Genomic DNA, 24100 nt, shown 5'->3' on the forward strand with positions numbered 1-24100 from the left:
ATACCGGACCCGCGCCGGTCTGTCGAAGGCGAGTACCGCAAGGGACAGCGACCCCAAAAGTTGCGATACCGCGCTCCATCGGTCAGCCTTCGTCACTTTTGTCACCTTTGGACCGAACACTTTTGTCACCTTTGGACCGAAAGCGCGGAGCAGAGGCGGGCGACGCATCATCCGAACGGGTGAAGCAGATTGCGCCCATGTAGGAAAATGAATTTCGGGCGGGCGACCAGTTGGCGGGACGGACGGTTGGCCGAGCCATCGATTTAATTGGGGGCTCGGCTGACAATTGATCGATAGTCGTTTGGGCGCGTCGCTCGTACCAAGCGTCGACGCCCTCGCGGCGACCCCAAAATTCAGGTGCTGCATGCCGTCTTCGCGCCCTGCGTGCTGCCGGGCCTTGTCCCGTGCGTCCCTGATCCTCGCCCGCAGCCCGGCCATCGGCGCCATGTTGTCGAGCGGCGCCACGGCGCAGGTCGTCATGCCACCATCCGCCGACCCGCCACCGACGGAAGTCGTCGTGAAGGGCCGGCGGATGGGCGCGCAGTCGACCTTGCAGGGCACCGCCTATCCCGTTGCCGATTCGCCGCAGGGGGCGGCGGGGAGTGCGGTCGATGTGCTCAACGCGCTGCCGTCGGTCAGCGTCGCGCCGGACGGCAGCGTTCGGGTACGGGGGAATGACAGCGTCCGCATCTTCGTGAACGGCCGACCGTCCGCGGGGCTGAATGGGGCGGGGCGCGGGGCGGCGCTGGAGGCGATCGCGGGCGGCAACATCGCGTCAGTGGAGGTGCTGACCAATCCGTCGGTCCGCGACGATGCCGATGGCGGCACAATCCTGAACATCGTCCTGAAGAAGCCCCGGGTGCCGGGGCCGAGCGGCAAGGCAAATGTGACGGTCGGCGACCGCGGCCGGCGCACCCTGTCGGTCAATGCCGGGCTCAATCGCGGGCGGGTGAAGGCGTTGCTCGATGCCGGATTTCGTCAGGATGTCCGGTTGCAGACGGTGAGGGACGAGCGTCGGTTGCTGGACCAAGACGGCGGGGTGACGGCGCGGTTCGACACCCTGTCGCGCTACACGCCGACGCTGACCCGGTCGGCCAGTCTGGGCGGCAGCCTGTCCTATGCGCTGCCTGCCGATGCCGAAGTGAGCCTAGAGGCATCGGTGTCGCACGCCGCTCCGATCAATCAACTGTTCGAGGATCATCGCGATGTCGCGGCGGGCGATGTGCTCCCGGCCCTCTATCGTCGCGTACGGACCGGACCTACGCCAACGACGACCATGACGTCAGCCTGTCCTATCGCGAAAAGGCGGATGACGGCGTCGCGGCCCTGTCGGTCGATGCGCAGCATAGCGTGACCAGCTTGCGCTCCGACCGGCCGTTCGTCACGACCTGGATCCGTCCGGAGCGACCGGCTGGGGGGCGGCGGGTGCTGTACCGCACGCGGACGGCGATCGATCGCATCGCGGCCGACTATGACCTGCCGCTCGCCACCGGGTGGCGGTTGCGGAGCGGCGGCGAGTGGCGGCGGGAGGTAACTGCGATCGGCAATGGAGCGGTCTCGTTCGATCCGGCCGTGTCGGCTTCGCTGCCGGTCCCGGCGCTGGCGCAGTTCGACGGGATGCAGCGAATCGCGGTGCTGGACGGCGCGGTGACCTGGCGTAAGGGCGACCGGTCGGCGGAGGCGGGCACGCGGGTCGAGGATATCGCGATCACCGTCGCGGCCTCGCCCGGCGTCGCGCGGGTCGAGCGGCGGCTGGGCGGCTTTGCACACCGGCTGTCGGTGATGCGAGACAGGCCGCGCGATCATTGGGCGTTGCGTCTCTCGCGCAGCCGCGAGCGGCTAGACCCGCGCGATCTCAGCCCGATCGTCGTGACGGTCGATCCCCAACGGCTGTCGCGCGGCAATCCGCTGTTGCGGCCGCAGGACGTGACGACGGCGGAGGTGGAATATGGCATCGACCGGTCGGGCCTGCGCGCGACGGCGACCATATTCCTGCGACGGACCGACCGATTGATCGGCGAATTCTACGACATCGCGGGCGACGGCGTGCTGTTGCGGACGGCGGCGAATGCCGGCACCCGGCGATCGGCCGGGGCGGAGGTCACGGTCGGCGGGCCGATCGGCAAGGCGGTCAAGTACGGCCTGGCCGCGTCGTTTCGCCGCGACGGGATCGACACCGACGACGGGTTCGGCCGGACCCGGGCTGCACTGACCGGCTATTCGCTCCAGGCGTCGATCGACTGGGATGCGACGAAGCGGGACAAGCTGCACATCGACGCCGACCGCCGCGGCCCGGACCTGCTGCCCCAAGGGCGCCGGAGCGGCACGAGCGGAGTGAATGTCGTGTGGCGCCACACGCTGTCACCGCGGCTGACGGCCTCGCTGACCGCGCGCGGACTGGTGCAGGACAGCCGGGTGCGGACCGTGATCCGTACCGCGGTGACGACGACCGACACCGATTGGGTCACGGACACGCGGGCGGTGCTGTTCGGGCTGGCGGTAACGCGGTGAGTAACGGACGCGCGATCTGCTGACATGGCAGATTAGGAACGCGTCCCTCAGCCCAGCGCCGCCGCGATCCGCTCTGCCAGCCGGCGCGCGACGGCGTCCTTCGGCAGCGGTTCCCAGTCCTCGACGCCGTCCGCTGTGACCAGATGCACGGTGTTGGCATCGCCGCCCATCACGTCACCGGAAACGTCGTTGGCGACGATCCAGTCGGCGCCCTTGCGCACACGCTTGGCGGTGGCGTGCTCGACGACGCGTTCGGTCTCCGCTGCGAAGCCGACGAGCAGGCGGGGGCGGGTCGGGCTTTTCGCCAGCGTCGCGAGGATGTCGGGATTGGTGTGGAGTGCGAGCGGGGGCGCGCCTTCGCCCTTCTTCAGCTTCTGTGCCGCAGCCTCGACATACCAGTCGGCGACCGCGGCGACCATGACGGCGGCGTCGGCGGGGAGGGCGCGGTCGACCGCATCGGCCATCTCGCGCGCGGTTTCCACGTCGATGCGGGTCACGCCCGGCGGCGTGGCGAGGGCGACGGGACCGGACACGAGCGTCACCCGCGCGCCCAGTTCGGCCAGTGCGCCGGCGATGGCATAGCCCTGCTTCCCCGACGAGCGGTTGGCGATGTAGCGCACCGGGTCGATCGGCTCATGCGTCGGACCGGCGGTGACCAGGATGTGCTTGCCCGTCAGCGGCCCGTCGCCGGCGAAATGGCGCTCGATCGCGGCAAGGATCGCGGTCGGCTCGGGCAGGCGGCCCGGGCCATATTCGCCGCAGGCCATCGCGCCCTCGTCGGGCTCCATCACGGTGATACCGTCCGCCCGAAGCTGAGCGACATTGCGCTGCGTCGCGGCGTGCTGCCACATCCGCACGTTCATCGCCGGCGCGGCGAGGACCGGCGTGTCGGTCGCCAGGAGGAGCGTGGTCGCCAGGTCGTCGGCATGGCCGTGCGCCATCCGCGCCATCAGGTCGGCGGTCGCGGGGGCGACGACGATCAGGTCGGCGGCGCGGCTGAGCTGGATGTGGCCCATCTCGGCCTCGTCCTTCAGGTCCCACAGCGTCGTGTAGACCGGGCTTTCGGCGAGCGCCGCAAGCGTCATCGGGGTGACGAAATGCGCGCCGCCCTGCGTGAGGACCGGCGTCACCGCCATGCCCGCCTTGCGGATCAGGCGGATCAGCTCGCACGCCTTGTACGCGGCGATGCCGCCGCCGACGATCAGCAGGATGCGCTTCATTGCGTGATCCTCTGCACCCGGACGCGCCGCCTGTCGAGCAGGCGCGTGGCGATGTCGCGGACGGCGTCGGGGACGAACATCAGTCCGATCAGGAAGACGGGTGCCGGCATCAGCGCCCAGTAGAAGGTGTTGGTCCGCGCGAAGATCGCGATGACCGCGGCGTATCCGAAGAACAGCGTCGCCGTGCGCGCACCGACCGGGTCGCGCCAGGCGCTCCAGCCGAACAGCGACAGCGCGACCAGCGGCGCGGCGAGTGCCAGCGGAAGCGCGGACAGCGCGGTCGAGATGACCAGCGAGCGGACGAAGAAGCCAGGCCCGTGCAGCCCGGACCAGCCCGGCGACGTCGGATCGAGCGGCTCGACGACCTGCGCCACCGCCCAGGCATGGGCGACGAGCGCAAGGGCGAAAGCGAGCAGGGCGAGCGCCCAGCCGAGCGCTTCCCGCCGTGCGCCCGCCTTCAGCGCATAGGCCGCCATCACCATCGGCAACAGCGCCGCCGTCTCGCGCACCAGCATCGCGACCAGCGCCAGCGCGACGGAGGGCAACCAGCGGTCGGGCCGCCAGATCGCGAGCGACAGCGCGACGAGCATCGCCGCCCAGATCTCGTGGAAGGCGATCAAATCGGTCTGGACGAACGGCACCAGCCCGCCGGCGAGAACCAGCGCGAGGATGCTACGGGTCAGCGGGCGCGACAACAGCGATCTCAGCCGCAGCCACCAGGCGACCACGACACCCGCCGCCAGCAGGTAGAGGATCGCGATGGTGACGCCCTGCGGCAGGATCGCCTGGACGACGCTATGCCCCGGCAGGCGGAAGGTGACGAAGGGCCTCAACGGATAGCCGCCGCTGCGCAGCGCGTCGGCGAGCAGCGCATAATAATCGCCGCCGCCGCGCAGGCCCGCGATGACCGATTCATATATGCCCAGGTCGCTGACGTCGTTGGTCGGTTGGGCGGCGCTGACGGTCGGGTCGGGCACGGCGAGTGCGGTGAACGCCAGCGCCAGCAGCAGCGCCAGAAAGGCGGCGGCGAGGCGCGCGCCGGCGGTGTTCAACCCGGCGAAACGGGTCGGGGCGGCAAGCCAGAGCGACGCGCGGCCACGTTGCGGAAGCGGCGGAGCAACGGGGTCGCTCACGCCACCCACAAAGTCATGGCAACAGCCAGCGCCGCCGACAGGATCGCGACCGCGCCGTAGCGCCAGCCGCCGCCGACGCGGACGACCTCGATTTCGCGCAGCGGCGGGGCGGGGGGCGCGCCGCCCGGGGCGGGATAGCGCGCCTCGATATTGCGGATCAGCTCGGGCAGGCGGGCGAAGGTCTTCAGGTCGGTGACGATGCGGTCGGCGGCCCATGCCTCCGGACCCAGTTCGGTGCGGATCCACTCGCGAATGAACGGGCCGGACACGTCCCACATGTTGATGTCGGGATCGAGCCGGGTCGCCACGCCCTCCACCATCACCATCGTCTTTTGCAGCAGTAGCAGGTGCGGCTGGGTCTGCATGTCGAAATCGCGGGTGATCGCGAACAGTCCGTCCAGCATCGCGCCGACCGACATGTCCTTGACCGGCAGGCCGCGCATCGGCTCGCCCACCGCCCGCAGTGCCGTCGCGAATTCGGCGACGTTATGATGCGGGGGGACATAGCCGGCTTCGAAATGGATTTCGGCGACGCGCTTATAGTCGCCGGTGATCAGGCCGTAGAGGATTTCCGCCAGCCACACCCGCGCGCGGCGGTCGATGCGGCCCATGATGCCAAAATCGATCGCGGCGATCCGGTCGCCGGGCAGCGCGAACAAATTGCCCTGGTGCATATCGGCGTGGAAGAAGCCATCCGAGATCGCCTGGCGCAAAAACGCACGGACCAGCTTCGACGCCAGGACGGACACGTCGTAGCCTGCCTCGATCAGTCCGGTGCGGTTCGACAGCTTGATGCCGTCGACCCATTCGAGCGTCAGCACCTTGCCGGTGGTGCGCTGCCAGTCGATCGCGGGAACGACGAAATCGGGCTCCGCCTCCATCCCCTCGGCGAGTTCGGACGCCGATGCGCCTTCGCGCCGCAGGTCGAGTTCGCGGGCGGTCCAGCGCTTGAACGTCTCGATGACCAGACGCGGACGCAGCCGCATCGCCTCGCCGCCGATGCCCTCCAGCTGGGCGGCGGCCCATTCATAGGTGTCGATCGCGCGGGCGAAATCGGCCTCGACGCCCGGACGCAGCACCTTCACCGCGACGCGGCGGCCGTCGGTCGTGATCGCGCGGTGGACCTGCGCGATCGAGGCGGCGCCGATCGATTCCTCCTCGAACTCGGCGAACAGTGCCGACAGCGGGCGGCCGAAGCTCCCCTCTATGCGGGCGCGGATCGCGTCGAACGGGACGGGGGGCAGCGAATCCTGGAGGCGCAGCAGGTCGTGCGCGGCGTCCTCGCCGACCAGGTCGGGGCGCGTCGCCAGCGTCTGGCCGAGCTTGATCGCGGCCGGGCCGATCGCCTGGAAGGCTTCGGCGTACTGCGGCACCTTCGGCACGCGTGCGCCGACGCGGGCGACGCGAGCGAGGCGGCGGACCGCGGCCGGCGTATTCGGATCGCGCTCGATCCCCCGCAGCGCCCCGTGACGCGCGAGCGTGCGGCCCCATTTGAACAGGCGCCAGAGGTGGGTGATGGAGGCGGTCATACGAAATCCCTCTCCCGGTGGGAGAGGGAGGGAGCCGCGTAGCGGCGGAAGGGTGAGGGCAGGGTCAAGCGCAGACGGCTGCCCTCACCCTCCCACTCGGCTGCGCCGAGCGGGCCCCTCCCTCTCCCACGGGGAGAGGGGAGACGCGCAGCAGCCATCAAATCTTCCAACCCGAATGGATCGCGACCAGCCCGCCGAGCAGCGGTTCGACCTTCGTCTGGACGAACCCCGCCTCGCCGATCATCCGCTCGAACGTCGGCATGTCCGGGAAGCGCCGGATCGATTCGATCAGATAGCGATAGCTGTCCTCGTCGTTCGCCAGCAGCTTGCCGAGCTTCGGGACCAATTTGTGCGAGTACGCATCGTACACATCGCCGAACAGCGGCCAGGTGGTCGTCGAAAATTCCAGGCAGAAGAACCGCCCGCCCCGCCGCAAGGTCCGGTGCGCCTCGCGCAAGGCCTTGGGGATGTCGGTCACGTTCCGGATGCCGAACGCGATGGTGTAGGCGTCAAAGAAACGGTCGGGGAATTGCAGCGTCTCGGCATTGGCTTCGGTCCAGACGAGGCCGTCGATCCCGCGTTCCTGCGCGCGTTCCATACCGACTTCGAGCATCGCCGGGTTGATGTCGGCGACTGTCACGCTCGCGCCCGACTTGGCGAGGCGGAAGGCGATGTCGCCGGTGCCGCCGGCCATGTCGAGCACCTGCTCGCCCGCGCGCGGCTTCACCCGGGCGACGAACCGGTCCTTCCATAGGCGATGCATGCCCCCCGACATGGCGTCGTTCATCAGGTCGTAGCGGCTCGCCACATTCTTGAAGACCGCGCCGACGCGCTGGGTCTTTTCCTCTGGGGCGACGTCTTCATAGCCGAAGGAGACGGTGTCAGTCATGGACACGGCCCTAGCGAAGCCTTGTGGCCCCCGCAAACGCAACCTAGCTGTTTGGAGTGCCAGAGCTTCCCGAAGTCGAAACCACCGTCCGCGGACTGACTCCTGTGCTCGACGGTCAGCGTCTGTCGTCGGTCGTGACGCGCCGTGGCGACCTCAGGCGCCCCTTCCCGGCGGAACTCGCCCAGCGGATGACGGGGGCGACGGTCACGGGGCTGCGGCGGCGCGCGAAATACGGGCTGATCGACACCGATCGCGGCGACACGATGATCTTCCACCTCGGCATGTCGGGGCGGTGGCGGGTCGATCCGGACGAACTGCTGACGCACGACCATCTGGTGATCGAGACCGACGCCGGGCGGCGGCTGGCGCTGAACGATGCGCGGCGGTTCGGCTCGGTCGATCTGGTGCCGACCGTCGAGGTCGCCGACTGGCCGGCGTTCCGCGCGCTGGGGCCGGAGCCATTGGGGCCGGATTTCACCGCGAAGCATCTCGAACAAGCACTCGCCGGGCGAATCGCGTCGATCAAGCAGATGCTGCTCGACCAGCGGATCGTCGCGGGGCTGGGCAATATCTATGTCTGCGAGGCGCTGTACGAAGCGCGCATCCGACCGTCGAAGCCGGCGGGGCAGGTCGCCAGGGTCAAACTCGCGCGGCTGGTCGAGTGCGTGCATCTGGTGCTGAACGCGGCGATCGAGGCGGGTGGGTCGACCTTGCGCGACTATGCGCGGCCCGACGGGGAGCTCGGTTATTTCTCCAAGCAGTTCAAGGTGTACGGGCGCGAGGGGCTGCCGTGCGAGTGCGGCGGGGTGGTGGCGCGATACGTCGAGGGCGGGCGGTCGACCTTCTGGTGTCCGAAGTGTCAGAAGTAGGGACGGCTGCTCCTCTGTCATTCCGGCGAAAGCCGGAATCCAGTGTTACTTTCGCGAGACCTTGGTTGTTTGGCCCTGGATCCCCGCTTTCGCGGGGATGACGGTGGAAGGGTTGGAGACACCCTTCCCGGTTGACTGAATCACCACCGCTCGCTATGGGCGCCGCTTTCCCGGCTCGTGGAGATTGTCCGCGCGCCTATCAAAACAGCAGGATTTGAACGTAATGGCGAATACGCCTCAGGCGAAGAAGCGCATCCGTCGCAACGAGCGTCGCGCGGAAGTCAACGGCAACCGTCTCGGCCGTATCCGGACCTTCGTGAAGAAGCTCGAATCGGCGCTGGCCGCCGGCGACAAGGATGCCGCGACCGCCGCGATCGCGCAGGTTCAGCCAGAACTGGCGCGTGGCGTTGCCAAGGGCGTGCTCCACAAGAACACCGCGTCGCGCAAGTTCTCGCGCCTGACCAAGCGCCTCGCCGCCCTGGGCTGAGGTCGTCGGCGCGCGCGCGCGCCGCACGCTGCTGATCTGAATTATGGCCTCGTCGGGATGTCCCGGCGGGGCCATTTTCGTGCCTGCCGACGTCCTTCGGAACGGGGTGAGAACGCGCAAAAAGCTCCCGAAACGCGAATCGCGCATTTGCCGCGATTCGCGGCCGAAGACGTGGTTCGATTTGGCTAAGTATCTGATATAAAACGCGAAGAAATTTTTCCGACGCAAAAGCGTGAGTCAATCCGCTTTATTTCAAATTCTTGACGGACCGGCGGGTTGATCGACTCGTTCAGTCGATCCACAACAGCCCTCCGGTCGGCGTTCGCTGATCGGCATTTGACAGTCTCGGGGCACATCGAGCCGGAGTATCGCTCCGGCTCTGGGGGACATTTGTCGGTTGGAAACAGGGGGCACGCGCCGACAGCGTGTGTCTCGGCGGGAAGGAATGCGCGCGTGGCATTTGGGATGGCGAGACTGGCAGACTCCGACGACGCCGTGGCGAAGGCCTGGGCGCGCGTTCGGACGAACCTGCGCCATTCGGCCGGGCAGCGCCTGTTCGACCAGTGGCTGAAGCCCGCGACGCTGATCGACGGCAGCGATACCGAATCGGTCCGCATCGGCCTGCCCAGCGCGTTCATGACGACGTGGGTGAAGAGCCATTACGCCGACCGGCTGTTCTACGAATTTCGCGCCTTCCTGCCGAACCTGCGGTCGGTGTCGATCGAGACGGTCAGCGAAGCCAAGGCGACCCGCGCGCTGACGGTGGAAACACCGGCAGCGAGCCCGGCGGCACAGCCGGCCCCGGCACCGGCACCAGTGGCAATGCCTGATTCGGCCAAGGCGCCGATCAAGACGGTGGAGCGGGCGAACTTCGACTCGCGCTTCACCTTCGACCGGTTCGTCGTCGATGCGTCGAACCGCGTCGCCTTCAACGCCGCCCGCGCGCTCGCCGAGCCGGGCCGCCCGCGGTTCAGCCCGCTCTACCTCCATTCGGGCACGGGGCAGGGCAAGACCCACCTGATGCACGCGATCGGCCAGGCGTTCCTCGACGCCTGCCCCGACGCGACCGCGCTCTACATGCCGGCCGAACGCTTCATGTTCGAATTCGTCCAGGCGCTCCGTGCTCGCGATACCCATGCGTTCAAGGCGCGGTTGCGCGGCGTCGATCTGTTGATGATCGACGACCTGCAATTCATCTCGGGCAAGGATTCGACGCAGGAAGAATTCTTTCACACGGTCAACGAGTTTATGGGCGCGGGCAAGCGGCTGGTGATCGCGGCCGATCGCAGCCCGATGACGCTCGACGGGATCGAGCCACGGCTGCTGTCGCGCCTTGGCTCGGGTCTCGTCGCCGACATCAAGGCGCCTGAGCTTGAGCTGCGCCGCGCGATCCTGACCGCCAAGCTGTCCGACGTGCCCGATGCCGAAGTGCCGGGTGACGTGATGGAGCTGCTCGCCGCGCGGATCACCGGTAGCGTGCGGGAGCTCGAAGGCGCACTGAACCGCGTCGTCGCCTATGCCCAGCTGAACGGCGAGGCGATCACGATGGACTTCGCAGTCGGCGTGCTCGGCGACCAGCTGCGCGGCAGCCAGCGGCGGATCACGATCGACGAGATCCAAAAGGCGGTGTCGACGCATTTCGACCTGAAGACGATCGACCTGCTGTCCGCGCGCCGCGCCGTCGCCGTCGCGCGTCCGCGCCAGATCGCGATGTATCTCGCCAAGCGCCTGACGACGCGCTCGCTGCCGGAAATCGGCCGCAAGTTCGGCAACCGCGATCATTCGACGGTGATCCATGCCGTGCGGCGGATCGAGGAACTGCGCGGGACCGACCGCGATGTCGATAGCGCAGTGAATGCGCTGCTGAGGCAGCTGGAGCGCTGAGCGGGCGCGTGCGGTTTGCGAACGCAAACCGCCGACTCGCCACGGCGGGCAGCGGGCAAGCATAGCTTGCACGTCTGACGGCGTGGCGCAGGCCAAGGCCTGACGTGCTTTCGGCAAATGATCGCTTGCGATGCCCTGTTTGCCCTAGGCTCCGGCCTGCGCGGGAGCACAGTGGTATTGAAGCACCCGCCCCGCCATCATCTCCGACGCGCGGTCGGTTGCCAGCCGCGTGTCGCTGGCCAATTTCTTCACCTCCGTCGCGACCACCGCGAAGCCGCGTCCGGCCTCGCCGGCGCGGGCCGCCTCGATCGTCGCGTTTAGCGCGAGCAGATTGGTTTGTTGCGCGATCGCGCCGATAGTGCGGACGATGCCGTCGAGTTCGCCGACGACGTCCTCCAGCGCGAAGGCGGTTCGCTTGGCGGCGGTAATGTCGGTGGCGATCTGCAAGATGCGATCGGTGCGGCCGTCGGGACCGAACACGGGATTGTAGGTCGCCTGCAGCCAGACATTCTCGCCCTTTGCATCGATCCGGCGATATTCCCCCTGATCGAAATCGCCGCGGCCGAGCTTGCGCCAGAAGGCGGCATAGGCCTCGGTCGTGACATAGCCGGGATCGCAGAACATGCGGTGATGGCGGCCGATCAGCGCGTCACGTGGATAGCCGAAGATCGTGTGGAACAGCGCGTTCGCTTCGAGGACGATTCCGCCGGGCGAGAATTCGATGACAGCCAGCGACCGGTTGATCGCTGCCCAAGTTGCATCAATACTGCCGGTTACCTGTGGCATCTGACCCTCGTGTGAGGATCAACGGCTAGGCCACAGATTGCAAATCCAGGTTAAGTCCGCGCTGTCGAAACTACCGGGTTCGAGCGATGTCAAACTTGAAGGCCGACTGCCTCCTGCGCCTTTCGAAGGGTCGGAGCGGCGAGCGCTCGCGCGCGGACCGCACCGTCCGCCAGCGCCTGTCCGACCGCCGCCTTGTCGTCGAGCAGACGGACCAGCCGGTCGCGGATCGGGCCGAGCTTGGCGATGGCGAGGTCGGCGAGCGCGGGCTTGAACGCGCCGAAGCCTTGGCCCGCGAACTGCTCGAGCACCGCCTGCGGGCTCATGTCGGCGAGGGCCGCATAGATGGTGACGAGGTTCCGCGCTTCCGCCCGCTCGGCCAGCGCGTCGAAGCTGTCGGGCAGGGGATCGGGATCGGTCCGTGCCTTCTTGAACTTCTGTGCGATCACGTCGTCGGGGTCGATCAGGTTGACGCGGCTCATGTCGCTGGGGTCGGACTTGGACATCTTGGCCGTGCCGTCGCGTAGCGACATGATCCGCGGCGCGGCCTTGGAGATCAACGGTTCGGGCAGCGGGAACAGGTCGACGCCGAAGTCGGTGTTGAACTTTTCGGCAATGTCGCGGGTCAGCTCCAGATGCTGCTTCTGGTCCTCGCCCACCGGGACGTGCGTCGCCTGATAGACCAGGATGTCGGCGGCCTGGAGTACGGGATAGGTGAAGAGCCCGACCGGCGCGCCGTCGCGGTTCTTGCCCGCCTTGTCCTTCCACTGCGTCATGCGGTTCAGCCAGCCCATGCGGGCGGTGCCCTGAAGGATCCAGCACAGCTCGCTATGTTCGGGCACGCGCGCCTGGTTGAACAGGACCGAGCGGTCGTCGATGCCCGAGGCGAGCAGCGTCGCCGCCATCTCCAGCGTGGTCGCGGTGCGTTCGGCGGGCGAGATGCTGCCGGTCAGCGAATGGAGGTCGGCGAGGAAGAACAGACACTCCCCCTGATCCTGCATCGCCACCCACTGCTTGATCGCGCCGAGATAGTTGCCGAGGTGCAGGTTGCCGGTGGTCTGGATGCCGGAGAGGATACGCATCGTCATTCCTTGGTCGCGCGGCGCGCGGTCAGTTGCTTGAGGTCGGCGACGCGGTAGGCGCCGGTCGCGAAACAGGCGAGCACATAAATGACGCCGCCGGTGCCGACCAGTAGGCCGAGCCCCAGGAAGCGCTGCCAGATGCTGCCCAGCAACCAGGGGTCGAGCAGCCGCTGGCCGGCGTAGAGCGTGGCGCCCATCAGCACCGCCGCGACCAGCAGGCGCGGCACGCGGCGCTTGACCTGAGGATCGGCGGCGAAATGCCCGCGGGCACGCAGCGTGCGGTAGAGGAGCGCAAGATTGACGCTCGCCGAAATCGCGGTGGCGAGCGGCGGCCCGACATGCTTGATGAGCGGGATCAGCGCGAGGTTGAGCACCAGGTTCACGCCGACCGAGATCGTCGCATAGCGCACCGGCGTCTTCGTATCCTCCCGCGCATAGAAGCCAGGCGTCAGCACCTTGATGAGCACATAGGCCGGCAGGCCGGCGGAAAAGGCGGACAGCGCCCAGGCGCAGCGTTGCGTGTCTTCGGCGGTGAACTGGCCGTGCTGGAACAGGCCGCGGACGATCGGTTCGGCGGCGATCATCAGCGCCGCGGTGGCGGGCAGGGTGAGGAACAGCGCCAGCTCGATCCCGCGGTTCTGCGTCGCCATCGCCTCTACCTCGCGACCCGAGGTCAGCAGGCGCGAGACGGTCGGCAGCAGGATCGTACCCAGCCCGATGCCGATCAGGCCGAGCGGCAGCTGGTTCAGCCGGTCGGCATAATAGATGTACGAGATCGAACCTTCGTCGAGCAGATATCCGGCGAGCGCGGTCGAGACGAGCAGGTTGATCTGCACCGCACCTGCGCCGGCCGCGGCGGGCAGGATCAGCTTGAGCAGCGCGCGCACTTCGGGGTCGAGCCGAGGGGCGCGGAGCTTCAGAGACACGCCGGCCCGGTGGCAGGCGAAGGCGAGCCAGGCGAGCTGCATCACGCCGCCGATCGGCACCGCGACGGCTTGCGCCTGCGCAGTCTGGTATGGGTCGCCGTGGAAGACCAGCAGCGCGGTCACCATCGCGATGTTGAGCAGGATGGGCGCGGCGGCGTTGACCCAGAATTTGTGCAGCGAGTTGAGGATGCCGCCCAGTAGTGAGGCGAGGCTGATCAGCATCAGATAGGGAATGGTGATCCGCGACAGGGTGACCGCGAAGTCGAACTGCTGTGGGCTGGGCGCCTGGCGCGAGAAGCCGCCGGACAAGGCCCAGGTGATCGGCCAGGCGGCAGCCAGCATGGCGACCGTGAAGAGCACGAGGATCGCGAACAGCACCGCCAGCGCGCGTTCGGCGAAGGCCAGCGCCATTCCCATCTCGCCGCCGCCCTCGCTCACCTTGCGGTTGAACATCGGGATGAACGCGGCGGAAAAGGCACCCTCGGCGAAGAAGGCACGGAACATGTTGGGGAGGCGGAAGGCGACCAGGAACGCGTCGGAGGCAAAGCTCGCGCCGACATAGGTCGCCTGAAGCGAGTCGCGCACCAGCGCCAGCACGCGGCTGGCGAGCGTCAGGCTGCCGATCGAGCCGAGAGCGCGGACGAGGTTCATTGTCGTATGATCTTCCGTCCCCGTTCCATTCCTAACCGCATGTCCACCCCTTACCGTTCGTGTCGAGTAGGGATCGAGCGAAGTCGAGAGCCCGTATCGAGACAGATTTCTCGATACGCCGCCTCGACTTCGCTCGATGGCTACTCGAAACGAACGGTGGGAGAAGACGGAAGGGGAGCGGAGAACGCTTACGCCTGACCGGCCGGCTCACCCTCGGCCAGCTGTTCCTGCTGCGCGAGCTGCTGGAGGTAGAGCTGGCCGAAATCGATCGGATCGAGCAGCAGCGGCGGGAAGCCGCCGTCGCGGACCGCATCCGCCACGACGCGGCGGGCGAAGGGGAACAGCAGGCGCGGTGCTTCGCCCAGCAGGAAGGGCTGGACATGCTCGGCCGGGATGTTGCGCAGGCCGAACAGGCCGGCGTAGGTCAGGTCGACCACGAACGCGACGGTGCCGTCGTCGCTCTCGGCCTTCACGTCGATCTTCAGTAGCACTTCGTGCACGTCCTCGCCGACCTGCGCTGCACCGATGTTGAAGCCGATGTCGATCTTCGGCGCGCCCTGCGACTGGTAGATGGCGGGTGCGTTCGGGTTCTCGAACGAGAAATCCTTGACGTACTGCGAGATCATGCCCGCGACGGGCGTGGTGTCCGCACCGTTGCTCATCGGTTCGCCGGTGGCGCTGAAATCGTCGGCCATGTGCTTATAAATCCCTGTTAGGCAACGCACCGGCGCCTGACGCGTTGGCGGGGGCGACGTGCGAGAAAAACGTTGCCGCGCCTAGCAGGGCGCAGCGTGGGTTTCAACGGCGGTGCGCAGGCGTTTGAACTGATGCGCGTCCGCGACTATGTAACGCGTTCAGTGTCTGGAGGTCCGGTGTTAGTTTACGTCATCCTGCTCGCGATGGTTGCGGCATTCCTGGCGCTCCGTCTGTATTCGGTGCTCGGCAAGCGCACGGGCCACGAGCAGCAACCGCTGCCCCGCGCGGCGGAGGATCGCCCGGTCGCACAGGCCGTACCCCGCACGATCGACGTGACGCCCGAGGTCCGCGAAAGCGGCCCGCGCGCGGTCGAGACGAGCGCGGAAGGTGGTCTGCGTTCGATCGTTCAGGCGGATCCGGGCTTCGACGTCGCGCAGTTCATCGAGGGTGCGAAGAGTGCCTATCGTATGGTGCTGGAAGCGTTCTGGAAGGGCGATCGCGAGACGCTGGCCTATCTGGTCGATGACGCTGTCCGTGGCGAGTTCGTCAGCGCGATCGAGGCGCGCGAAGCGGCCGGCGAGACGCTGGAGAATCGCCTCGTCTCGATCGAACGGGCCGCGATCGTCGACGCGTCGCTGACCGGCAAGGTCGCGCGCATCACCGTGCGGTTCGATGCCGATATCGCGGCGGTCACGCGCGACCGCGACGGCAATGTCATCGCCGGGTCGATGACCGATGCGGTCGAAACGCACGACGAATGGACCTTCGTCCGTGATCTGAAGGCGGGCGATCCGAACTGGAAGCTGGCGGATACGGACGAGGCGTAAGGCTTTCTCGATCCTCCCCTGCAAGGGGAGGTGGCGCGCGGTACGCGCGACGGAGAGGTGTCACCCTATCCGGGCAGCGGGACACCCCTCCGTCAGGCCTGCGGCCTGCCACCTCCCCTTGCAGGGGAGGATTTCGGAACGGCGATTCCCATCCTTCCCTCAATCCTTTACAGCGGCCGGGCGGTAGTCCGGCCGTGTGCGTTACGGGGAAAAGCATGAAGCGTCTGATCGTCGCGGGGGTCGCGGCAAGCCTGCTGTCCGCCTGCTCGAACGCGGTCATCCCTGCCCCACGCCCGACCGCGGAGCGGCCACCCGTCGCCCGTCCGCCCGCCACAAGGCCGCAGACGTCCTATCCTGTCCCGCGCGAATCGACCGTGCCGGTGCGCCAGCCGACGCCGTCGACCCCGATGGCGGCGATGCCCGGCCTGCCGGTGCCGGCGGGGGTGACGACGGCGGCGGCGGCAGGACTGGTCGCCGGGCCGCCGATCGCGTCGCTGCCGATCCCGGCCGACGATGCCGCCGCCGCGCTCGCCGCATTCCGCACGTCGTGCAACGCACTGATCCGCCGTACCGACGTGTCGGGCCTGACCCGCGGCGCCGACTGGCAGCCGGCATGCGATGCCGCGCGCAGCGCGTCCGATCGCGACGCGCTTCCGTTCTTTGCCCGCTGGTTCGAGGCGGTGCAGATCGCCGACGGCAAGGCGTTCGCGACCGGCTATTACGAGCCCGAGATCGCCGGTTCACGCACCCGCGGCGGCGCGTATCAGACCCCGGTCTATGCCAAGCCCAAGGATCTGGTCGAGGTCGACCTGGGCCTGTTCTCCACCGATCTGAAGGGCAAACGCATCCGCGGCCGGGTCGATGGGCAAAGCTTCGTACCCTATTACGACCGGACGCAGATCGAACAGGGCGCGCTGGCCGGCCGTGGGCTCGAGATCGCCTATGCCGCCGACCCGGTCGAATTCTTCTTCCTGCAAATCCAGGGGTCGGGTCGCCTGCGCCTGCCCGACGGCGGGGTGATGCGGATCGGCTACGACAGCCAGAACGGGCGCGAATATACCGGCATCGGATCGCTGATGCGCCAGCGCGGCCTGCTGACGCCGGGGCAGGCGTCGATGCAGGGGCTGATGGGCTGGATCCGCAGCAACGGCCAGGCGGGCACCGACCTGATGCGCGAGAACAAGAGCTTCGTGTTCTTCCGCGAGCTGACCGGACCCGGACCGCTCGGCGCGATGGGCGTGCCCGTCGTCGGCGGGGCGAGCGTCGCGGCCGATCCGAAATTCATTCCGCTCGGCGCGCCCGTCTTTCTGTCGATGGATCGGGCTGATGCCAACGGCCTGTGGATCGCGCAGGACACCGGCGGCGCGATCAAGGGGGCCAACCGCGTCGACACCTTCTGGGGCGCTGGCGATGCGGCTCGGGCGACGGCGGGCGGCATGTCCGCGCGGGGTACTGCGTTCCTGCTGCTGCCTGTCGGCACGCTGGCGCGGTTGCAAGCGGGGGCGCCGCGTGTCGAACCGTCGCCTCTCCCCTGACGAGGCCGCGCTCTGGCGGCGGGTGATGGCCGGCGTCCGGCCGATCGCCGGGCGGACGCCGGCGGTGCCGGCCGCCCCGGTGCCGTCGCTTCCCGCGCTGCCCCAGATGACGCATCCACAGAAGGTCCGGGCTCCCGCAGCGGCCAAGCCCGCCCCCGCGCGCAAGCCCGCGCCGAGGCCGATCGACGCCGCCACGCTCGACGCATCGTGGGACCGCAAGCTGACGCGGGGCCTGGTCTCGCCGGATCGCAGCGTCGACCTGCACGGGCTGGGTCTCCAGGGCGCCTATAGTTTGCTCGACCAGACGCTCGACCGCGCCATCGCGGCCGGCGACCGCGTCGTCCTGCTCGTGACCGGCAAGCCGCCGCCGCGCGAATCCGAACGGCCGCATGCACGCGGCGCGATCCGGGCGGCGGTCGGCGACTGGCTGGCGGCGTCGCGTCATGGCGACCGCATCGCGGCTGTGCGGGGCGCCCATCCGCGTCATGGCGGGACAGGTGCAATTTATATCATTTTGCGACGGTCGAAGGTTTCTTAACCCTCATCAAGGATAGTCCCGGTCAAGGCGGTTCGGCCTGAAAAAGGGATGTTACCCATAGCGATGGTCGGCCTTCTGCTTAAGAATCGTGCTGCTTTGCAGGCCGCCGGGACCGGGCTGGCGGCATTCGTGCTGACGTTGCTGCTGGCGGGCTATGACGAACGCGCGCTGGCCGGTTTTCGACAGGCGCTGATTGCGGGTGGGGTCTGCGCCTTGCTGTGCTGGCTGTGCGTTCGCTGGAGCGTGGCGGCGATGGGTGGGGCGCTCGATGCCGCGATCCATCGCCTCGAAGAAGCGGCGCATGGCGATCTCGAAAGTCCGATCCCGCCGGTCGTCCGCGCCCGCACGCCGACATTGGCACGCGCGATGCGGCGGTTGTTCCGCCAGTTGCACGGCCAGTTCGTCAGCATCCAGCGGCTCGCCATGTTCGATCCGGTCACGGGTCTGGCCAACCGCACCAGCTTCCGCCGGTCGGTCGAACGCCAGCTGGCGGACATGCCGGAAAATATGGTCGCGGCGATGGTGTTCATCGATCTCGACCGGTTCAAGGCGGTGAACGATACGCTGGGTCACGGCGTCGGCGACCAGTTGCTGACGATGGTCGGCAGCCGTCTGCGCGCGATCGGCGACCGCTTCACGCCGGGCGGTGAACGATCCGCGCCGACGATCGGGCGGCTGTCGGGTGACGAATTCACCCTGTTCTTTCCGACCCTCATGCAAAGCACGGATGCGGGGCCGATCGCGGAGGCGATCCTGGCGACGCTCAGCGCGCCGTTCGACCTCGCCGGGCGGGACGTTCGCATCGGCGCATCGATCGGCATCGCGATTCACCCCGATCACGGGACGATGCTCAGCGACCTGATGCGGTCGGCCGATACGGCGATGTATCACGCCAAGAACGCCGGCCGCGGTCGCGCGGAATATTTCAGCGACACGCTGGCGGACCAGATCGCCGAGCGCGCACAGCTGGAGGCGGATCTGCGCGACGCGCTCGATCGCGATCAGTTCTCGCTGGTGTTCCAGCCGCAGGTCGCGATCGGCACGCGCCGGGTCGTCGCCGCCGAGGCGCTGCTGCGCTGGCGGCATCCCTCCGGCGAAGACTGGTTGCCCGGCGCGTTCCTTCCGCGTGCGGAAGAAAGCGGGCTGATCGTCGACATTGGCGACTGGGTGATCGCATCGGTTGCGGAAACAATCCATCGCTGGAGCGCGATCGGCGTCGATCACCGGCTGGCGGTCAACATCAGCCGCCGCGAGCTGGACCATGCCGAATTCTTCCGTCGCCTGCACGCGGCGATGCAGGCGGCGGACGCACCGGCGCATCTGCTGGAGCTGGAGATCACCGAGACGCTGGCGATGCATTGTTCGGACGCGGTGGTCGCGGCGATCGCGGCGCTGCGCGCGGACGGTGCGACCATCGCGATCGACGATTTCGGCACCGGCTATTCGAACATCCTGCGCCTGCGCGCGCTGCCGATCGACCGCGTCAAGATCGACCGCAGCCTGATCGAGGCCGTGGCGACCGATCGCGAGGCGCGGTCGATCGTCCAGTCGCTGGTCGGGCTGATCCACGGGCTGGGCCTGGAAGCGGTGGCCGAGGGCGTCGAGAGCGCGACCCAGGCGGACGTCCTGCGCGTCATCGGCTGCGACGTGATCCAGGGCTATGCGGTCGCCAGGCCGATGACGGAGGACGCGTTCCTCGATTGGTCGGACGCCGGGCGGGAGCGGTTGCGGGCATAAGGGTCGGCCGATATTCGGCATTGTGCGTCGGATATGCGCTCTCAGCTGATCGTCATCCCGGACTTGATCTGGGATCCAGAGCCAAGAGCGACACGGTGTCTGACCCTGGATTCCGGATCAAGTCCGGAATGACGGAGACGGGAAGGGCAGACACGGGTCGAGGGTCCGACGGCGAGGTTTGACGCTATCGAAGAGGTGCGATCTCAGATCAGCGCCGCCTTCAGGAACCGTCGATACACCCGCTCCAGCGCGCGCAGGTCGTCGACCGCCACCGCCTCGTCCAGCTTGTGCATCGTCGCGTTGAGCAGGCCGAACTCGACCGTGGGACAGAGCCGCGACAGGAAGCGGGCGTCGCTGGTGCCGCCGGTGGTCGACAGCTCCGCCGTCACACCCAATTCGTCGCGGATCGCCTCGGCGAGCAGGGTGGACAGCGCGCCGGGTTCGGTCAGGAACGCCTCGCCCGAGACGACCGCCCGCGTCGTCGCGCCGGGCGCATGATCCGCGACGATCCCCGCGATCCGCTCGGCCAGCGCGTCGCCGGTGTGGAGGTCGTTGAAGCGGATGCTGATCCGCGCGCGCGCCGCAGCCGGAATGACGTTAGTCGCGGGATTGCCGACCTCGATATCGGTGATCTCGATGTTCGACGGCTGAAACCAGTCGGTGCCGTCGTCAAGCACGAGCCGGTCGATCGCCGCCAGCGCCGCGACCAGGCGCGGGCAGGGGTTGTCGGCGAGGTGGGGGTAGGCGACATGCCCCTGACGACCCGGCACCTCGATCCAGATGTTGACCGATCCGCGCCGGCCGATCTTGATCGTGTCGCCCAGCCGCTGGGCTGACGTAGGCTCGCCGACCAGGCACAGGTCGGGCGCGATGCCGCGGGCCGCCATCCGATCGATCAGCGCGCGCGTGCCGTAGGTGGCGGGGCCTTCCTCGTCGCCGGTGATGATGAGGCTCACCGTGCCGTGCGCGGGCAGGTCCGCGCAGGCCGCGACGAAGGCGGCGACCGCACCCTTCATGTCGACCGCGCCGCGCCCGTAGAGCAGGTCGCCACGCACCGCGCCGACGAACGGATCGCCGGTCCACCCCGCGCCCGGCGGCACGACATCGACATGGCCGGCGAAGGCGACATGGCGGCCCTCACCCGCCCGGACGGCGAGCAAATTCTCGACCGGCCCGTCGGGCGCCTCGCCTGCGACGAACCGGTCGACCGCGAAGCCGAGGCGGGTCAGCGCCGCCTCCAGCACGTCGAACACGGCCCCGTGCGCCGGCGTGACGCTTTCGCAATCGATCAGCGCCTTCGCCAGCGCTAGGACGTCGGTATTCTCGGACATGGGAGGCGGCATCGCCGATGCGGGGCGATGGCGCAATCCCGTTCCCTTCCGTCATCCCCGCGCAGGCGGGGATCCATCTCCAGCGGTCGCCACCGGGCACATCCGGGAGATGGGTTCCCGCCTGCGCGGGAACGACGCCGGGGTGTTACGCCGCCGGCTGCTCGAACTTCTCGATCACCCAATCCTCCTCCTGCGCCGCCGCGATCCAGTCCTGCATGAAGGGGTGTTGCAGCACTGCGTTCATATAGGCCGGCGCGAAGCGGGCGACGGGGAGCGAGTAGGTGATGATCCGGGTGACGACCGGCGCGAACATGATGTCTGCCGCGCCGAACTCACCGAACAGGAACTGGCCGTCGCCGCCCCAGCGGGCGCGGGCCTGCGCCCATAGCTCCATGATGCGCTGCAGGTCGGCGATGACGTCGTCGTCGGGATGCTTCGCCGGATAGACCTGACGGATGTTCATGCTGTGCTTGCGGCGCAACGCGGCGAAGCCCGAATGCATCTCCGCCGCCATCGACCGCGCCATCGCACGCGCGGCGGGGTCGGTCGGCCAGAATTTGTCGCCGCCGCTCGCCTCGTTCAGATATTCGATGATGGCCAGGCTATCCCACACGACGCAGTCGCCGTCCCACAGGATCGGCACCTTGCCCGACGACGGGGCGAACTCGTCGCCCTCGCGCCGCTTTTCCCATTCCTGGTCGTAGAGCGGCACGACCATTTCCTCGAAGGGGAGGCCCGATTGCTTGCACGCGAGCCAGCCGCGCAGCGACCAGGAGGAATAGGCCTTGTTGCCGATGATGAGCTTGAGCATGGGCGGCAGGGGTAGGGGGCGCTCGTGACGCTGTCCAGCCGGTGCGGTTCGTGGGACAGGGGCGGGTCGCTCGCAGCAGTCGGGCTTTCCTCGCGCGTCGTCATCGCTAAGCTTCCACCCAGCAACTGCACATCCGGGGGAATCATCATGCGTCTCGCTCTTCTGCCGCTCGCGCTTCTCATGTCGACGACGGCGCTGGCACAAGCCGATGGCGGCTATCACCGCGCGCCCGATGCGATCGCGAAGATCCTGGAAGCCGCGCCGACGCCCGGCGTGTCGGTCAGCCCCGATCACCGCACGCTCGCCATCCTGGGGCGCGAGAATTTGCCGACGATCGCCAATGTGTCCAAGCCGATCCTGCGGCTGGGCGGCTATCGCATCGATCCCCGGACTAACGGCCCTGCCGAGGTACGCGTCCAGTGGCTGAATGCGCTGTCTTTCAAGGACATGGCAACCGGCCGCGAGACGAAGGTCGCACTGCCCGCCGGCACGCGCTTCTCCAGCCCGAGCTGGTCGCCCGACGGCAAGCGGGTCGCCTTCGTGGCGCAGGAGGACGACGGACTGGCACTGTGGGTCGCCGATGTCGCCGCCGGCACCGCGAAGCCGATCGCGAAGGGCGTGAACGCCGCGCCCGGCGGCGCGGTCGACTGGATGCCGGACGGCAGCGCGATGATCGTGCGCCAGGTCGTCGCCAACCGTGGGGCCGCGCCGGTCGTCAGCACGACGCCGACCGGTCCGACCGTCCAGGAAAGCCTCGGCCGCCGCTCGGCCGCGCGCACCTATGAAGACCTCATCAAGAACGCCGACGACGAACGGCTGTTCGACTATTATTTCACCGGCCAGCTGATGCGGGTCGATGCTGCGACCGGTGCGGCGACACCGATCGGACAGCCGGGCGTGATCACCGGGTTCAGCGTGTCGCCGGACGGCCGCTACCTGCTGACGACGCGGCTGAAGAAGCCCTATTCCTATCTGCTGCCCGCCAGCTTCTTCCCGACCGAGATCGCGGTTTCGACGATCGACGGAACGCCGGTGCGCACCATCGTCGATCGCCCGCTCGCCGACGACCTGCCGGTCGATTTCGACGCGGTGGTGACCGGCCCGCGCAGCGCGGGATGGCGGTCCGACGCGCCAGCGACGCTGGTCTGGGCCGAGGCGCTGGACGGCGGCGATCCCAAGAAGCCCATGCCGCATCACGACAAGGTGATGATGCAGGCGGCGCCGTTCACCGCCGCCGCAGTCGAGCTCGCGCGGACCCCGGCGCGCTATCGTGGCATCATGTGGGGCAACGACGACTTCGCCATCGTCCGCGACGCCGAATGGCGCACCCGCACCGAGCATCGCCTGGCCGTCTCGCCCGCGCGGCCGGGTGAGGCGCGGCTGCTGCTGACCCGCAACTATCAGGACCAATATGGCGACCCGGGCGATCCGATGATGGAGGACAATGCCGCGGGCAAGCCGGTGATGCGCTTCACTCCCGACAAGAAAGCCGTGTTCGTCAGCGGGGAGGGGGCGACCAAGGCCGGCGCCTATCCCTTCCTCGCCGCGATGCCGCTCGACGGGTCGCCGCAGACCCGGTTGTGGACCGCGAAAGCCCCCTATTACGAGCCGGTCGTGGCGCTGCTCGACGATGCCGGCAAGCGCATCCTGACCCGGCGGGAGAGCGCGAGCGCCGTGCCCAACTATGTCGTCCGCACGGTGAAGGGCGGCGCGGCCAAGCCGATCACTGCCTTCACCGATCCTGCGCCGTCGCTGGCCGGGGTGAAGCAGCAGACGATCACCTATACCCGCGCCGACGGCGTGCCGCTGTCGGGCACGCTCTACACGCCGGCGGGCTATGATGCGAAGCGCGACGGCCCGCTGCCGACCCTGCTCTGGGCCTATCCGTCCGAATTCACCGATGCGAAGGTCGCCGGGCAGACCGTCGACCAAGGCAACCGTTTCACCCGCCCGCGCGGGATCAGCCACCTGTTCCTGCTGACCCAGGGCTATGCCGTGCTCGACGACCCGGCGATGCCGATCATCGGCGAAGGCAAGGCCGAGGCGAACGACACCTATATCAAGCAACTGCGGATGGACGCCGAGGCGGCGGTCGATGCGGTGGTGAAGATGGGTGTCGCGGACCGCGACCGGATGGCGGTCGGCGGCCACAGCTATGGCGCGTTCATGACCGCCAACCTGCTCGCCCACACCGACCTGTTCCGTGCCGGCATCGCCCGCTCGGGCGCCTACAACCGCACGCTGACGCCGTTCGGTTTCCAGACCGAACAGCGCACCTATTGGCAGGCGACGTCGACCTATACCGAGATGAGCCCCTTCACCTTCGCCGACCGGATCAAGGAACCGATCCTGCTGATCCACGGCGCGGCGGACGACAATTCGGGCACGTTCCCGATCCAGTCCGACCGCATGTACGCGGCGCTGAAGGGCAATGGCGCGACCGTGCGTTATGTCTCGCTGCCGAACGAGCCGCATGGGTATCGGGCGCTGGAGTCGACCAACGAGACATTGTGGCAGATGACCGACTGGCTCGATCGCTATGTTAAGCCGAAGAAGGCGGTAGCTGCCGCGCCGGTGGCGGGGCAGTAGCGGGGAGGGGGTGGGCTGAACCCCACCTCCGTTCGCCCTGAGCTTGTCGAAGGGCTGCCCTTCTTCGCGTTC

20 protein-coding genes are annotated in these 24100 nt (G+C 68.1%); 10 read left to right on the forward strand and 10 right to left on the reverse strand.

All coding sequences use genetic code 11. The annotated features are described in order from the left end of the window. Positions 1–397 precede the first annotated feature (397 nt). Positions 398–1354: a TonB-dependent receptor gene (locus ACFSC3_RS12715; RefSeq protein WP_380940810.1), complete on the forward strand. Its 957-nt coding sequence runs from the start codon at positions 398–400 to the stop codon at positions 1352–1354. Further along, positions 1288–2511 carry a TonB-dependent receptor domain-containing protein gene (locus ACFSC3_RS12720; RefSeq protein ID WP_380940923.1) on the forward strand — a complete coding sequence of 408 codons (1224 nt, stop codon included), beginning with the start codon at positions 1288–1290 and terminating at the stop codon, positions 2509–2511. Before ACFSC3_RS12715 ends, ACFSC3_RS12720 begins: the two co-directional genes overlap by 67 nt. Positions 2512–2558: 47 nt before the next feature. Here the strand turns inward: ACFSC3_RS12720 and coaBC are convergent, their stop codons facing one another. The 4 genes from coaBC to ACFSC3_RS12740 form a co-directional block, all read right to left on the reverse strand. Then, complete coding sequence (gene coaBC / locus ACFSC3_RS12725) at positions 2559–3731, reverse strand: bifunctional phosphopantothenoylcysteine decarboxylase/phosphopantothenate--cysteine ligase CoaBC (RefSeq protein WP_380940811.1); 1173 nt, start codon at positions 3729–3731, stop codon at positions 2559–2561. Next, complete coding sequence (locus tag ACFSC3_RS12730; protein WP_380940812.1) at positions 3728–4864, reverse strand: hypothetical protein; 1137 nt, start codon at positions 4862–4864, stop codon at positions 3728–3730. Before ACFSC3_RS12730 ends, coaBC begins: the two co-directional genes overlap by 4 nt. Beyond that, positions 4861–6393 carry a 2-polyprenylphenol 6-hydroxylase gene (gene ubiB, locus ACFSC3_RS12735; protein WP_380940813.1) on the reverse strand — a complete coding sequence of 511 codons (1533 nt, stop codon included), beginning with the start codon at positions 6391–6393 and terminating at the stop codon, positions 4861–4863. The genes ACFSC3_RS12730 and ubiB overlap by 4 nt, the downstream gene beginning before the upstream one ends. A gap of 157 nt (positions 6394–6550) precedes the next feature. Next, entirely contained in the window at positions 6551–7282 is a 732-nt protein-coding gene (locus ACFSC3_RS12740; protein WP_380940814.1) for a class I SAM-dependent methyltransferase, read from the reverse strand. 56 nt (positions 7283–7338) lie between these two features. On the opposite strand from ACFSC3_RS12740, the gene mutM reads away from it, so the two are divergent. The 3 genes from mutM (at position 7339) to dnaA (ending at position 10522) form a co-directional block, all read left to right on the forward strand. Further along, positions 7339–8151 (forward strand): bifunctional DNA-formamidopyrimidine glycosylase/DNA-(apurinic or apyrimidinic site) lyase, encoded by an 813-nt coding sequence (gene mutM / locus ACFSC3_RS12745; RefSeq protein ID WP_380940815.1) that lies wholly within the window; start codon positions 7339–7341, stop codon positions 8149–8151. A gap of 223 nt (positions 8152–8374) precedes the next feature. Further along, positions 8375–8638 (forward strand): 30S ribosomal protein S20, encoded by a 264-nt coding sequence (gene rpsT, locus ACFSC3_RS12750; RefSeq protein ID WP_294289159.1) that lies wholly within the window; start codon positions 8375–8377, stop codon positions 8636–8638. 465 nt (positions 8639–9103) lie between these two features. Continuing rightward, on the forward strand, positions 9104–10522 hold the full coding sequence (gene dnaA / locus ACFSC3_RS12755; RefSeq protein ID WP_380940924.1) for a chromosomal replication initiator protein DnaA: 1419 nt from the start codon (positions 9104–9106) through the stop codon (positions 10520–10522). A gap of 144 nt (positions 10523–10666) precedes the next feature. Here dnaA and ACFSC3_RS12760 read toward each other — a convergent pair whose 3' ends face one another. The 4 genes from ACFSC3_RS12760 to secB all read right to left on the reverse strand — a co-directional run bounded on the left by ACFSC3_RS12760 (position 10667) and on the right by secB (position 14659). Next, a complete protein-coding gene (locus ACFSC3_RS12760) occupies positions 10667–11308 on the reverse strand; it encodes a methyl-accepting chemotaxis protein (RefSeq protein WP_380940816.1) in 642 nt (213 codons plus the stop codon). Positions 11309–11397: 89 nt separating this feature from the next. Continuing rightward, the gene (trpS, locus tag ACFSC3_RS12765; protein WP_380940817.1) at positions 11398–12387 is read right to left on the reverse strand and encodes a tryptophan--tRNA ligase; all 990 of its coding nucleotides are present in this window, start codon (positions 12385–12387) and stop codon (positions 11398–11400) included. A gap of 2 nt (positions 12388–12389) precedes the next feature. Continuing rightward, positions 12390–13964: a murein biosynthesis integral membrane protein MurJ gene (murJ, locus tag ACFSC3_RS12770; protein ID WP_380940818.1), complete on the reverse strand. Its 1575-nt coding sequence runs from the start codon at positions 13962–13964 to the stop codon at positions 12390–12392. A 188-nt stretch (positions 13965–14152) separates the two neighbouring features. After that, complete coding sequence (gene secB, locus ACFSC3_RS12775; protein ID WP_380940819.1) at positions 14153–14659, reverse strand: protein-export chaperone SecB; 507 nt, start codon at positions 14657–14659, stop codon at positions 14153–14155. Positions 14660–14791: 132 nt separating this feature from the next. Between secB and ACFSC3_RS12780 the strand changes: the two genes are divergently transcribed. The 4 genes from ACFSC3_RS12780 (at position 14792) to ACFSC3_RS12795 (ending at position 19297) form a co-directional block, all read left to right on the forward strand. Next, positions 14792–15487, forward strand: coding sequence for a Tim44/TimA family putative adaptor protein (locus ACFSC3_RS12780; protein ID WP_380940925.1), 696 nt, complete (start codon positions 14792–14794; stop codon positions 15485–15487). 215 nt (positions 15488–15702) lie between these two features. Beyond that, positions 15703–17022: an MltA domain-containing protein gene (mltA, locus tag ACFSC3_RS12785; protein WP_380940820.1), complete on the forward strand. Its 1320-nt coding sequence runs from the start codon at positions 15703–15705 to the stop codon at positions 17020–17022. Next, positions 16997–17560, forward strand: coding sequence for a Smr/MutS family protein (locus ACFSC3_RS12790; protein ID WP_380940821.1), 564 nt, complete (start codon positions 16997–16999; stop codon positions 17558–17560). Before mltA ends, ACFSC3_RS12790 begins: the two co-directional genes overlap by 26 nt. A gap of 63 nt (positions 17561–17623) precedes the next feature. Further along, positions 17624–19297, forward strand: coding sequence for a putative bifunctional diguanylate cyclase/phosphodiesterase (locus tag ACFSC3_RS12795; protein ID WP_380940822.1), 1674 nt, complete (start codon positions 17624–17626; stop codon positions 19295–19297). Positions 19298–19500: 203 nt separating this feature from the next. Here the strand turns inward: ACFSC3_RS12795 and dapE are convergent, their stop codons facing one another. Both dapE and ACFSC3_RS12805 read right to left on the reverse strand, forming a co-directional pair. Next, positions 19501–20628: a succinyl-diaminopimelate desuccinylase gene (gene dapE, locus ACFSC3_RS12800; RefSeq protein ID WP_380940823.1), complete on the reverse strand. Its 1128-nt coding sequence runs from the start codon at positions 20626–20628 to the stop codon at positions 19501–19503. Positions 20629–20773: 145 nt separating this feature from the next. Beyond that, entirely contained in the window at positions 20774–21439 is a 666-nt protein-coding gene (locus ACFSC3_RS12805; RefSeq protein WP_380940824.1) for a glutathione S-transferase family protein, read from the reverse strand. A gap of 147 nt (positions 21440–21586) precedes the next feature. On the opposite strand from ACFSC3_RS12805, the gene ACFSC3_RS12810 reads away from it, so the two are divergent. Further along, a complete protein-coding gene (locus ACFSC3_RS12810; RefSeq protein ID WP_380940825.1) occupies positions 21587–24028 on the forward strand; it encodes a S9 family peptidase in 2442 nt (813 codons plus the stop codon). Positions 24029–24100 lie beyond the last annotated feature (72 nt).

It is taken from the genome of Sphingomonas floccifaciens (assembly GCF_042681125.1).
Lineage (GTDB): Bacteria > Pseudomonadota > Alphaproteobacteria > Sphingomonadales > Sphingomonadaceae > Sphingomonas > Sphingomonas floccifaciens.